We start from the raw sequence: 12754 nt of genomic DNA, 5'->3' as shown, positions 1-12754 counted from the left end.
TTCCTAGCCTTAGATCGACAGTTTGTTTACACGCTTACCGCCATACATCAGGTTCACGATACAACGTGTACCTACTATAGCTGTAAACATAGAGGTCAGAATACCGATAGACAGCGTTACCGCGAAGCCTTTAATCGCACCCGTACCAACAGCAAATAGAATGATTGCTGTTAGAAGCGTAGTGATGTTGGCATCGGCGATGGTGCTGAATGCATTCGCATAACCTTGGTGAATCGCTTGTTGTGGGCTACGACCTTCACGCAGCTCTTCTCGAATACGTTCGAAAATAAGTACGTTCGCATCGACCGCCATACCGACCGTCAGGACGATACCTGCGATACCCGGTAGCGTCATCGTCGCACCTGGAATCATCGACATCACACCGATAATCAACACCAAGTTCGCCATTAGCGCTACGTTAGCAATCAAGCCAAAGCGACGGTAGTAAATAAGCGTAAATAGCATTACTGCAGCCATACCCCAGATCATCGCCATGATACCCATGTCAATGTTCTGCTGACCCATAGATGGACCAATGGTACGTTCTTCAACAATCGAGATAGGTGCAATCAGAGCACCGGCACGTAAAAGAAGTGCAAGATTGTGTGCTTCAGCAGCAGAATCGATACCAGTAATACGGAAGTTACGGCCTAGCGCAGATTGAATCGTTGCTTGGTTAATCACTTCTTCATGCTTACTCAGAATCACTTTGCCTTCAGGTGTCTTACGACCGCTGTCTTTGTACTCTGCAAATACGGTTGCCATTAGCTTACCGATATTTTGACGAGAGAATGCAGACATCTTGCTACCACCTTCGCTGTCTAGCGAGATGTTAACTTGAGGACGACCATATTCATCAACACTTGAGCTTGCATCTGTAATGCTCGAACCGCCTAGGATAACGCGCTTTTTAAGAACAACAGGGCGACCATCACGGTCTTGCTTGATTTCGCTACCTGCTGGTGCACGACCTGCCGCAGCTGCAGCCAGATCCGCAGAGCTATCGACTTCACGGAATTCAAGCGTTGCAGTTGCGCCAAGAATCTCTTTTGCACGAGCTGTGTCTTGAACGCCTGGTAGTTCAACTACGATACGGCTTGCGCCTTGACGTTGAACCAGCGGCTCAGCAACACCCAATTCGTTAACACGGTTACGAAGGATAGTGATGTTCTGCTCTACAGCGTAGTTACGGATCTCTTGAAGACGCGTTTCAGTAAAGTTAGCAATCAGAGAGAAACGACCATTCGACTCAGAATCAACGAAAGTCATATCTGGGTGCAGAGACTCTAGCAACGTTTTCGCTGCTGCAAGTTGTTCCTCGTTACGCAGCAATACTTCAACCGCATCTTTACCAGATGGACGAATTGCACGGTAACGGATTTTCTCTTCACGAAGTTCGCTACGGAACGCTTCTTCTTGTTGGCCCACCAGCTTTTCCATTGCAGCGTCCATATCCACTTCCATCAAGAAGTGAACACCACCACGTAGGTCAAGGCCAAGCTTCATTGGTGCCGCACCAATTGATTCAAGCCAGTCTGGAGTTGAAGCCGCTAAGTTTAAGGCAACGATAACATCTTCATTCAAAGCTTCAGTGATCACATCACGCGCACTGATTTGAGTATCGGTATCGTTAAAGCGTACAAGAATAGAACCGTTTTCTAGAGCAACGGATTTAGTAGGAAGGCTCTCGGCTTCAAGAGCTTTGGTGACAGTATCCAGCGTAGACATATCTACAGAGGCGCCACGCGCCCCTGTAACTTGAACTGCCGGATCTTCACCGTATAGATTTGGAAGTGCGTACAACGCAGCGATGGCAATGGTAAACATCACCATCAGGTACTTCCATAACGGATAACGGTTTAGCACAGCGAGGATCCTCTAGCTGTTTATAGAGATTTCAGAGTACCTTTTGGTAGCACTGCTGTAACGAAGTCTTTCTTGATCACTACTTCGTTGTTTGGGTTTAGTTCGATTGCAACGTAGTCGTTGTCTTCAGCGATTTTAGTAATCTTACCGATTAGACCACCGCTTGTTAGAACTTCGTCGCCTTTACCCATAGAAGCCATTAGATTTTTGTGCTCTTTAACACGCTTAGCTTGTGGACGGTAGATCATGAAGTAGAAGATCACCGCGAACATACCTAGCATGATTAGCATTTCAAAACCGCCGCCAGCTGGTGCACCTTCTGCTGCTGCATGTGCTTGAGAAATAAACATTAAAACATCCTCTATTTATATTTTCGTAATTGTTTGTCTTATTGGGTTGCATCCCTTTATTTTCAAGCCCCATCCCTATGAATAGAGACGGGGCTCGCAAAAGAAATACTAAGATTCTTTACCCAGTGGTGGAACTTCACGTCCCATTCTTGCGTAGAACTCTTCCACAAACTCTTCAAAACGGTCTTCATCAATCGCTTTACGGATATCAGACATAACACGTTGGTAGAAGCGCAGGTTGTGAATCGTGTTCAAACGCGCACCTAGGATTTCGTTACAACGGTCTAGATGATGTAGGTAAGACTTGCTGTAGTTCTTACAAGTGTAACAGTCACACTCTGAATCTAGTGGCGTTGTATCCGTTTTATGCTTCGCATTACGGATCTTGATCACACCTTCAGTCACAAATAGGTGGCCGTTACGTGCATTTCGCGTTGGCATTACACAGTCAAACATGTCGATACCACGACGAACACCTTCAACTAGGTCTTCAGGTTTACCCACGCCCATTAGGTAGCGAGGCTTATCTTCAGGCAGTTGAGGACATGTGTGCTCAAGAATGCGGTGCATGTCTTCTTTTGGTTCGCCTACTGCTAGACCACCAACCGCGTAACCGTCAAAGCCAATTTCAGTTAGGCCTTTAACAGAGACATCACGTAGGTCTTCGTACACACCACCTTGAACGATACCGAATAGTGAGTTCGGGTTTTCAAGTTTGTCGAAGTGGTTACGTGAACGCTCAGCCCAACGTAGAGACATCTCCATAGAATCTTTCGCTTCTTTGTGTGTCGCAGGGTAAGGCGTACACTCATCGAAGATCATAACGATGTCTGAACCTAGGTCTTTTTGGATTTCCATCGACTTTTCTGCGTCCATGAAGATCTTGTCACCGTTTACTGGGTTACGGAAATGTACACCCTCTTCAGTGATTTTACGCATTGCACCTAAGCTGAATACTTGGAAGCCGCCTGAATCGGTAAGGATAGGACCTTGCCAGTTCATGAAATCGTGCAAGTCACCGTGCATTTTCATGATCTCTTGACCAGGACGTAGCCATAGGTGGAATGTGTTACCCAGCAGGATTTCAGCACCTGTGTCTTTTACTTCTTCAGGAGTCATACCTTTTACAGTACCGTAAGTACCTACAGGCATGAATGCTGGTGTTTCAACGGTACCGCGTTCAAACTGAAGTTGACCACGACGTGCACCAGCGTTTGTTTTCTTAAGTTCGTATTTTAATTTCACGAAGCCTCCAATATGCCAGAGAAACAATCTGACTGTTAATTCAGAGCTTAAGTTCGTCTTAAGACTCTATGAGGAGCGGTCGCGGATTCCTTGCGAGAAAGAGACTGATGTTCAACCTCTCTCCTAGCCTACTGCTAGCACCCGTAAATTCTATTTATATCGCTTATTACTGGCTAAAATTAGCTTGTTTTTTTGTTGATGAACATCGCGTCACCATAGCTGAAGAAGCGGTACTCGCTCTTGACGGCATGATCGTAAGCACCCATCACGTTGTCGTAACCAGCAAAAGCACTCACCAGCATGATCAGAGTTGATTCTGGCAGGTGGAAGTTAGTGATCAGACAATCCACCAGTTGGTACTCATAACCAGGGAAGATGAAGATCTCTGTATCACCAAAGAATGGCACAAGCTCAGTACCTTTCTTCAGAGCATCTTGTGCAGCACTCTCAAGAGAGCGAACTGATGTAGTCCCAACAGCAATGATACGACCACCGCGAGCTTTAGTTGCCGCGATTGCATCAACCACTTCTTGTGGTACTTCAACATACTCAGCGTGCATGTGGTGGTCGTTGATGTTGTCCACTTTTACTGGTTGGAATGTACCCGCACCAACGTGAAGGGTCACATAAGCAAACTCAACACCTTTAGCTTTAATGTCAGCCATTAGCTTGTCATCAAAGTGAAGACCTGCCGTTGGTGCAGCTACCGCACCCGGTTTCTCATTATAGACCGTCTGGTAACGCTCTTTATCCGCGTCTTCATCTGGACGATCGATGTAAGGTGGCAGCGGCATATGACCAACGCTGTTCAAGATATCTAGAACGCTCTCTTCAGAAGTAAAGCGAATCTCAAACAGTGCATCATGACGTGCGACCATCTCTGCTTCATATTCATCGTTCTCACCCAAGAACAACTGTGTGCCTGGCTTTGGTGATTTTGAACAACGAACGTGTGCAAGAATGCTTTTCTCATCCAACATGCGCTCTACAAGCACTTCTAGCTTACCGCCTGAAGCCTTGCGACCGAAAACACGTGCAGGGATAACTCGAGTGTTATTGAAGACCACTAAGTCACCTGGTTCAACCAAGTCTAGAACGTCTTTAAATGAGCCATCATTTAGGTTACCCGTATTGCCATCTAGCTTTAATAGGCGGCTTGCTGTGCGCTCCTCTTGTGGGTAGCGAGCAATGAGTTCATCGGGTAGGTCAAAGTGAAAATCTGAAACTTGCATTCTTCTAGTCTTGTTTAGTTGGATGAGGTCAATTCAGTAGACGACACGAAGCCGCGACTAAATTTTTCGCAGTGGGCTAGTATAGGCGCACGTGACGCAATAGCAAGGTTTTGAGTACCTGATTATTGTAAATAGGCGTAAAAAATCGACTCGAAATCGTACATGACTTTAACGACATTTGTTGCATAAAAGTCACCCAATAATGAGTTAGCTCTCAGATATTTTGGGGAGATAAATTTATAGTAGAAGCAGTAAAATAGAATAATAAGGAGGTCCGTATGATCAAGGTTGAAGACATGATGACTCGCAACCCTCATACCCTATTGCGCTCACACTCACTCGCCGATGCTAAACACACCATGGAAGCTTTGGATATTCGGCACATTCCAGTTGTAGATGCAGACAGAAAATTGCTCGGTGTTGTTACCCAACGCGACGTCCTTGCCGCTCAAGAATCCAGCCTACAAAACATCCCTCAAGCTCAATCTTATACTCTCGCCACACCTCTCAATGAAATCATGCACAAGAACGTCATGTCGGTTGAACCGAGAGCAGGATTGAAAGAGTCGGCTATTTATATGCAAAAGCACAAAGTGGGCTGTCTACCCGTTGTAGAGCACGGTGAGTTGGTTGGCATCATCACAGACAGTGACTTTGTGACCATTGCCATCAATCTACTGGAGCTGCAAGAAGAGAGTGAACCTGAAGAGATTGAGGTGTAGTACACGCTCTTTAAAGCTGGCTTATTGTCTAAGTCGAATTCAACAAGCTTGATTCCGTTCATCTCGCTCGGTGAATTTTGATAGATGACAGACAAAAAAATGAGCGGCTGGATTGGGCCGCTCGAAGGTCAGGGTTTCATGCGTTCCTGTAAACAGTAAGGAATCTTGTTATTGCTCGATCTGGTTTTCATTCTTGTATAGGTAGGCGGCCTTCCTACTTATTGCTTCACTTATCACTGCACTCCTTGATTTCACATCGTGCGCCTTTGCGCAGGTAAAAAGGTTTGGGCTTCATTTCGGGAAAATAACTTAAGGGCTAGGTGAAAGGGTACCTAATCCCTCAAGCTTGCCTGTGGCGTAAGGTATGTCTGCTTTGGTTTTTATGTAGCAAACATACTTCCCTGTTTCGACACTATCTCTATCAATCTAAATAAGAGCTATAACGCTAAGAACGTTTGTAACTCAAAAACTACATTTTGCGTCGACAAGCTGATTAATATTATGGGGGATTGCTCGTCGATGTATGTCTGCTCCATGTTGCTTTCGCTTATTACCATCTCCAAATTTGAAATCGATTACAAGTGAGCTGCAGCTAGACATAAGTCTTAGTCTTCATGCAGTTAATCTACCCCAAATCAAGGTAGAGCAAAAGGTCTAAAGTTAATGAAAAGTTAAATTCAAAGCTTTATATCGTTGTGATCTAAGTGGCTTTTTCACAGCTTACTCTTCGAGGATTTACGTAATTTTATTACGTTGAAAAATTGGGCAACACCCAGTTTAAAACAACCGTTTGATTTAGAGTAAACGTGAGAATGTCGTTAGCCTTCAACCACAGATAAGCATATGCATCAAGGAAGTTAAACAGGGAGCCAAAAAAGATGTGTAAAATTAGGCGTGTGAAATTTCACAAATGAATGAAAGCTACTTAACAAGCTCTCAATTATTTGCCGTTAAACAAAATCATTTCAACAGAACAAAATACTAAAAAGCACACAAAATGCAGTGTGCTTTTGTTCAAGCTATCAGGAAATCTGACTTAATACTTATTGCTATCGTGAATAGAAAAAAGATTAAAGTAATTCCGACACAACTTCTGCCAACTGATTGAATGTACTTACTCGTGAAGAGCTAGGACGCCAAACTAAGCCAATATGACGGTGGGCTTGCTGCCCCGGCGCATCAACCACCACTAGGTTCTGGTTCTCAATCAAGCCATGATCAATCGCCATCTGAGGAATGAATGTAGTGCCTAGACCATTCGCTACCATTTGCACTAGCGTGTGAAGGCTGGTTGCAGAGAACGGGTTGATCTTCTCTTTGGCGGTCAATTGACATGCCGACACCGCATGTTCCGTTAGACAGTGCTCTTTTTCTAAAAGGAACACTGATTCATCTGGAAGATCTGCATATTTGATTGGCGTGCGAATCGCATCCGCTTGATTGCGACTGATGATCATTCGAAACGGGTCACTGCCGACAATTTGGCTTTCCATTCCATCAATATCGACAGGTAATGCCAATATCAAGACATCTAGTTCACCCTGGCGTAACGCAGCCAACAAATTGGTAGTGGTATCTTCACGCAGCAACATGTTCAATTCTGGGAAGCGAACATTGACCTCTTGAACGAGATTACATAGAAGAAAAGGGGCAATCGTCGGAATACAACCCACTTTAAGTTGACCTTGCATGTCGCCGCCTTGGCATAGTCGCCCTAGCTCAACTAAATCTTGCCCTTTAGCTAATAGCTCGCGCCCATGCTCCACCACCTGCTCACCAGCATGAGTAAACACCAGTGGGCTCTTCTTATCTTTCTTTTCGTATAGAGGACACCCAATCAACTCTTCAAGATTTTGTATACCTTTACTTAGAGTCGATTGACTCACGAAACAACGCTCAGCGGCATCACCAAAGTGACGTGTTTCATGGAGTGTCACTAGATAGTGAAGTTGCTTAAGACTTGGCCATTTATTCATGAAATTACTTTGTAATATGAGTAAGATAAATTTGAGTCTACGCTTCCTGAATGGTCGATAGACTTGGAAAGGACAAAGAGAGGGTTTATCGTTTTTTTCGATGAACTCAATCTATTTAATTCGCTTTTTTCTATAGTACCGATTGTACTATAGTTTGTCGCGTAGAAACGGAGCCCAATCAAAGAAGTGTTGGGCCAACTAATTTTTTAGGAGATTCCAAAATGGTACTAGTAGGTCGTCAAGCCCCTGACTTTACTGCAGCAGCTGTTCTAGGTAACGGCGAAATCGTTGATAACTTCAACTTCGCAGAATTCACAAAAGGTAAGAAAGCGGTTGTTTTCTTCTACCCACTAGACTTCACATTCGTTTGTCCTTCTGAGCTTATCGCTTTCGACAACCGTCTAGAAGATTTCCAAGCTAAAGGCGTTGAAGTAATCGGTGTTTCTATCGATTCTCAATTCTCTCACAACGCATGGCGTAACACTGCTATCGAAGATGGCGGTATCGGTCAAGTTAAGTACCCACTAGTAGCTGACGTTAAGCACGAAATCTGTAAAGCATACGACGTTGAGCACCCAGAAGCTGGCGTTGCTTTCCGTGGTTCTTTCCTAATCGACGCTGACGGTCTTGTACGTCACCAAGTAGTTAACGACCTACCACTAGGCCGTAACATCGACGAAATGCTACGCATGGTTGACGCACTAAACTTCCACGAGAAGAACGGTGAAGTTTGTCCTGCACAATGGGAAGAAGGTAAATCAGGTATGGACGCATCTCCAAAAGGTGTTGCAGCATTCCTATCTGAGCACGCAGACGACCTAAGCAAGTAATTACATTCTTAAGCCCGACTCAACACGGGTGAATGGTTGGAAGCTCTCTTAGTAGCCCAAGGCACAAGAAGCGTAAAGCAATAGCACAAAGTGCAACGCCAATCAGTTAAGAAGTAAAGTCTTTATAAAAAGCCCGAAGTTCACGCTTCGGGCTTTTCTTATGTTGGCAGTAAACCTTCTTATCCACTTATCTCGAACCTCTAAATTGAGGCAACGAATACCTAAAAGATTTACCCCTATTTCGTTCCTTTTCTCTCTACCCTTTCATTACATGCTATTGCTATCATCCAGTTATCCCCTCTTCGGAATGAAAGAATGAAACCTGAATTAGAAGTATGTATCGATAACCTTGAGTCCCTTCACCTTGCTGTAGAAGGTGGTGCTGATCGCATAGAACTGTGTTCATCTCTCGCCTTAGGCGGACTCACCCCAAGCTTTGGCTTTATGAAAAAAGCGGCACAGCTATCTTCAATTCCTGTTTACGCAATGATTCGCCCAAGGCAAGGCGACTTCATCTTCGATGCAGAAGACATTGAATGCATGCTAGAAGATATTGAAGCAGCCTCTATCGCTGGGCTAACAGGTGTTGTTCTGGGAGTCACTAAGTCAGATGGCTCTTTGGATATGAATACTTTAGAGAAATTGACCCAAAAAGCGAAATGCCTGAATCTCGGCATGACTCTCCACCGAGCAATTGATGTCTCTCCAAATTATAAGCTTGCTCTAGAACAAGCGATTCAACTTGGCTTTGAACGAGTACTGACTTCAGGGCTCGCGCCAACGGCCGAGAGCGGAATAGAAGTTTTAGGCGATATGGTTAAGCTTGCTAAAGGTCGCATCGATATAATGGCCGGGGCTGGTGTCAATGCTGAAAATGCGTCACTTCTTTTACAATCATCGAAGGTCAATGCACTGCACCTATCAGGGAAAACCACTCGTGATAGCTTAATGAATAGAACGTCAGAGGCAAAAATGGGAAATCAGGATATCGATGATTACCTGATTCCTGTCACTAGTTCAGAAAAAATTAGAGCCATAAAAAACGTTATCCTCAATCACAATTAATTGTTTAACAAAGCTTTACCGAGTAAGACTGGTTTAAGTATTGGGGGAGCTTACGTTTACCAAGCAACTTCAGTGCTGGCACTTAGAGCGGGAGCCGATATTAACATATTCGACCATAACAAAACTTATATCCCTTATGACACCACGATTAACTTTAACCTTGGTGCCGTCATTAGCTTCTAGGATCAGAATTCAGATTCTCAGACTACTTCAGTGCGTCATCTAGGCTTTGGTTTCCTAGATGACGTACATCTTTTCCTTTCACAAAGTAGATGATGTACTCACAAATGTTTTGGCATCGATCACCAACACGCTCAATAGCGCGAGCCGACCACATCACTTGTAGAATATTGGGAATATTCTTCGGGTCTTCCATCATGTAGGTCATCAGCTGGCGAATCACCGCTTCATATTCTGCATCGAGTTTATCGTCAAGCTTATGGACTTCTGCTGCCGCATCGACATCCATACGCGCAAAAGCATCAAGAACTTGATGCAACATAGCAATTGCATGTCGACATAGTGGCTCTAGGGAAACATGAAACTTCTGATTCTTAGTCGATGGGATATCAATCGCCCCCTGCGCAATCTTAGAGGCAACATCACCAATGCGCTCAAGGTCGGTAATGGTTTTGATAATCGCCATTATCAAGCGGAGATCTTTGGCTGTTGGTTGTCGCTTAGCAATGATTCGAGTACAGGCTTCATCGATCGAAACTTCCATCGCATTGACCTTGTGATCATCACGGATCACTTTCTTAGCCAATTCTATATCGTCTTTATGCAGCGCCTGCATTGCAAAAGAGAGCTGCTGCTCCACGAGGCCGCCCATAGTCAGAACATGAGTACGTATAGACTCAAGCTCCACGTTAAATTGTCCAGATATATGACGACCGAAATGCATGTCAGCTCCTAAATGATGATTTGCTATAGAGATAGCAAACTTAACCGTATCTTCCTGTAATGTAGTCTTCTGTTTGATTTTTCAATGGCGAAGTAAAGATTGAGTCGGTATCTGAGTACTCGATCAACTTCCCCATATGAATAAACGCGGTATGGTCACTGACTCGCGCTGCTTGTTGCATGTTGTGAGTCACAATCACTACCGTGTATTGCGTTTTAAGATCGTTAATCAGCTCTTCAATCGTCAGAGTAGAGATAGGATCCAGTGCCGACGTTGGCTCATCCAGTAACAGTACTTCAGGTTCAATCGCCACCGCACGCGCAATCACCAGTCGCTGCTGTTGACCGCCAGACAGACCAAATGCGTTTTCATGCAACCTGTCTTTTACCTCATCCCATAAAGCCGCTGCACGCAAAGAGCGTTCAACTGCATCATCAAGATCGCGACTGTTACTCATACCTTGCAGGCGTAAACCGTAAACCACGTTCTCATAGATCGATTTCGGGAAAGGGTTTGGTCTCTGAAAAACCATGCCCACGCGTCGGCGTAAGGTGGCAACATCAACTTGAGGGTCATAGACATTGTGACCGTAAAGCTTCACTTTGCCAGAGACTTGGCATCCTTCCACCAAATCATTCATTCGGTTAATACAGCGCAACAAGGTAGATTTACCACAACCCGATGGCCCGATAAACGCAGTCACCTGCCCTTTAGGGATCTTCATTGAGATGTCGTCGAGCGCTTGGCTCTCTTTATAATGAAGGTTGAGCCCCTCAATTGAGATAGCTGTCTGCTCATCCGTCAGATTATGAACATCAAGTGGGGCGTAATAACCCAAGGTTTCATTAATTGAAAACATCTAATCTTGTCCTAAGGTTCGGTACTTCTCACGCAAATTGTTGCGAATATTAATCGCAGTCAGATTTAACCCTACAATCACGGTAACCAGAAGAAACGACGTGGCGTACACCAGAGGTCTAGCAGCTTCGATATTGGACGTTTGAAAACCAACATCATAAATATGGAAACCTAAATGCATGAACTTACGATCTAAATGAACGTATGGAAACTGCCCATCAACCGGAAGGCTTGAAGCCAGCTTTACCACACCCACCAGCATTAACGGCGCAACTTCACCTGCGGCACGCGCAATCGCTAGTATCAAACCGGTGATGATTGCCGGACTTGCCATTGGCAATACAATTCGCCATAAGGTTTCGAACTGGGTTGCCCCTAACGCTAACGAACCGTGACGAACAGCGCTAGGAATTCGTGTTAAACCTTCCTCTGTCGTCACAATAACGACAGGCAGTGTTAAAACTGCCAAGGTCAATGAAGACCATAAAAGCCCCGGGGTACCAAAGGTCGGAGCCGGTAAACGCTCGGCATAAAACAGCGTATCGATCGAGCCACCGATGGTGTAAACAAAGAAACCTAAGCCAAATACCCCATAAACAATCGAAGGAACACCGGCTAAGTTGATTACCGCGATACGAATCAAACGCGTGAGTGCATTGGTCTTTGCATACTCATGGAGGTAGATCGCAGCGATAACACCAAGAGGCATCACTACGATCGACATTAAGATAACCAACAGCACTGTGCCGAAAATAGCAGGGAAAACGCCCCCTTCAGAGTTCGACTCTCTTGGGTTTTCCGACAAGAACTTCCAGATCTGTTTGAACCAGTGCGTTACTTTCTCAGCATAGTTCATTTGGTTTGGGTACCAATAATCTAAGATATGACTGAGTGGGATTTCCACTTGTTGTCCTGTCATATCTTCGACAATTAGACTTTCAATGTTGAGTTGGGTTCTGAGTTGTTCTAAGCGCAGTTCGGCATCATCAAGCTGTTCATTGAGTGCACGTCGCGTGTCCTCATAACTTTTCAAATAGCTATCACTGACCGTCTCGTTCAGCTCTAGTTTGCGCTTTTCAAGCCTTAGCTTCTCTAGCTGCCAACTGATCCCACGGATCTCTTGATTTACAATCCGCGACGTCTCTTCACGAAGTACATCGGCAAACGCAAGGCCATCTTCTAAGGACTGGTCAATATCAGTCACACTCGAGCCAGCTGCACTCTCAAAACGAACCGGTTTACCAAAGAAGTAACCACCACGGCTACGCTCAATCACCGCCCACTCTTTCGGCTCTGTTGGCTGCTGTAAGTTGATATCTAGAATCGATACGAAATCTGCCGGATACAGCTCACGATTCGCCACTTTAATACTTAGGCGTTTCACCAACCCTGTCGCAAGCTGCTGCTCAGATAGATGCTCTTGAGACTGAGGAATCTGAGCGATGGGAATGTATTTGTTTTCATAGAGTTGACCAATAAGGCGATCCGGAGAACCATTCAATTCGACTTGTGACTGCGCTGAATCGTCAAGTTGCCATTGGTAGAGTGGTGCTGGCCAAAAGTACGTAAGCCCTTTCCAACCAATTAGGAGCATCAAACCAAGCACGGAAAGCATACTGATACTAACCGCGCCACCGGTCAGCCAGATCCAAGGAGAACCTGACTTAACCCAGTTCAATAGAGATTTAAATTTATTGGCCATGAAT

Annotated in this window: 11 protein-coding genes; 3 read left to right on the top strand and 8 right to left on the bottom strand. The window is 44.9% G+C overall.

The window, feature by feature from the left end:
• Positions 1-9 precede the first annotated feature (9 nt).
• From secD to queA, 4 genes are all read right to left on the bottom strand, one after another.
• Positions 10-1866 (bottom strand): protein translocase subunit SecD, encoded by a 1857-nt coding sequence (gene secD, locus KI743_RS05125; protein WP_285465452.1) that lies wholly within the window; start codon positions 1864-1866, stop codon positions 10-12.
• Between the two features lie 20 nt (positions 1867-1886).
• A complete protein-coding gene (yajC, locus tag KI743_RS05120; protein WP_032551291.1) occupies positions 1887-2216 on the bottom strand; it encodes a preprotein translocase subunit YajC in 330 nt (109 codons plus the stop codon).
• Positions 2217-2324: 108 nt separating this feature from the next.
• Positions 2325-3461 (bottom strand): tRNA guanosine(34) transglycosylase Tgt, encoded by a 1137-nt coding sequence (gene tgt / locus KI743_RS05115; protein WP_032551290.1) that lies wholly within the window; start codon positions 3459-3461, stop codon positions 2325-2327.
• A gap of 179 nt (positions 3462-3640) precedes the next feature.
• Positions 3641-4693, bottom strand: a complete 1053-nt coding sequence (gene queA / locus KI743_RS05110; RefSeq protein ID WP_285465451.1) for a tRNA preQ1(34) S-adenosylmethionine ribosyltransferase-isomerase QueA — start codon at positions 4691-4693, stop codon at positions 3641-3643.
• Between the two features lie 278 nt (positions 4694-4971).
• Here queA and KI743_RS05105 point away from each other — a divergent pair, with 278 nt between their 5' ends.
• Positions 4972-5415: a CBS domain-containing protein gene (locus KI743_RS05105; RefSeq protein WP_150871089.1), complete on the top strand. Its 444-nt coding sequence runs from the start codon at positions 4972-4974 to the stop codon at positions 5413-5415.
• Positions 5416-6485: 1070 nt separating this feature from the next.
• Here KI743_RS05105 and KI743_RS05100 read toward each other — a convergent pair.
• Complete coding sequence (locus KI743_RS05100; RefSeq protein WP_032551286.1) at positions 6486-7391, bottom strand: hydrogen peroxide-inducible genes activator; 906 nt, start codon at positions 7389-7391, stop codon at positions 6486-6488.
• 221 nt (positions 7392-7612) lie between these two features.
• On the opposite strand from KI743_RS05100, the gene KI743_RS05095 reads away from it, so the two are divergent.
• Positions 7613-8221 (top strand): peroxiredoxin C, encoded by a 609-nt coding sequence (locus KI743_RS05095; RefSeq protein ID WP_017053745.1) that lies wholly within the window; start codon positions 7613-7615, stop codon positions 8219-8221.
• A gap of 315 nt (positions 8222-8536) precedes the next feature.
• The gene (locus KI743_RS05090) at positions 8537-9286 is read left to right on the top strand and encodes a copper homeostasis protein CutC (RefSeq protein ID WP_285465450.1); all 750 of its coding nucleotides are present in this window, start codon (positions 8537-8539) and stop codon (positions 9284-9286) included.
• 205 nt (positions 9287-9491) lie between these two features.
• Here the strand turns inward: KI743_RS05090 and phoU are convergent, their stop codons facing one another.
• From phoU to pstA, 3 genes are read right to left on the bottom strand one after another with little or no spacing between them, the layout of a single operon-like run.
• Positions 9492-10190, bottom strand: a complete 699-nt coding sequence (phoU, locus tag KI743_RS05085; protein ID WP_032551280.1) for a phosphate signaling complex protein PhoU — start codon at positions 10188-10190, stop codon at positions 9492-9494.
• A 40-nt stretch (positions 10191-10230) separates the two neighbouring features.
• The gene (pstB, locus tag KI743_RS05080; RefSeq protein ID WP_285465447.1) at positions 10231-11049 is read right to left on the bottom strand and encodes a phosphate ABC transporter ATP-binding protein PstB; all 819 of its coding nucleotides are present in this window, start codon (positions 11047-11049) and stop codon (positions 10231-10233) included.
• Positions 11050-12750 carry a phosphate ABC transporter permease PstA gene (gene pstA / locus KI743_RS05075; RefSeq protein ID WP_285465446.1) on the bottom strand — a complete coding sequence of 567 codons (1701 nt, stop codon included), beginning with the start codon at positions 12748-12750 and terminating at the stop codon, positions 11050-11052.
• Between the last annotated feature and the right edge of the window lie 4 nt (positions 12751-12754).

It is taken from the genome of Vibrio sp. D420a, assembly GCF_030248625.1.
GTDB classification, from domain to species: domain Bacteria; phylum Pseudomonadota; class Gammaproteobacteria; order Enterobacterales; family Vibrionaceae; genus Vibrio; species Vibrio fortis_A.
This window is presented reverse-complemented; position numbering and strand designations above follow the sequence as displayed.

Excerpts from the sequence above, each read along its gene's own strand:
- yajC (WP_032551291.1), bottom strand. The coding sequence starts at position 2,216 with ATGTTTATTTCTCAAGCACATGCAGCAGCAGAAGGTGCACCAGCTGGC.
- queA (WP_285465451.1), bottom strand. The coding sequence starts at position 4,693 with ATGCAAGTTTCAGATTTTCACTTTGACCTACCCGATGAACTCATTGCT.
- KI743_RS05105 (WP_150871089.1), top strand. The coding sequence starts at position 4,972 with ATGATCAAGGTTGAAGACATGATGACTCGCAACCCTCATACCCTATTG.
- KI743_RS05100 (WP_032551286.1), bottom strand. The coding sequence starts at position 7,391 with ATGAATAAATGGCCAAGTCTTAAGCAACTTCACTATCTAGTGACACTC.
- KI743_RS05095 (WP_017053745.1), top strand. The coding sequence starts at position 7,613 with ATGGTACTAGTAGGTCGTCAAGCCCCTGACTTTACTGCAGCAGCTGTT.
- KI743_RS05090 (WP_285465450.1), top strand. The coding sequence starts at position 8,537 with ATGAAACCTGAATTAGAAGTATGTATCGATAACCTTGAGTCCCTTCAC.
- phoU (WP_032551280.1), bottom strand. The coding sequence starts at position 10,190 with ATGCATTTCGGTCGTCATATATCTGGACAATTTAACGTGGAGCTTGAG.
- pstB (WP_285465447.1), bottom strand. The coding sequence starts at position 11,049 with ATGTTTTCAATTAATGAAACCTTGGGTTATTACGCCCCACTTGATGTT.
- pstA (WP_285465446.1), bottom strand. The coding sequence starts at position 12,750 with ATGGCCAATAAATTTAAATCTCTATTGAACTGGGTTAAGTCAGGTTCT.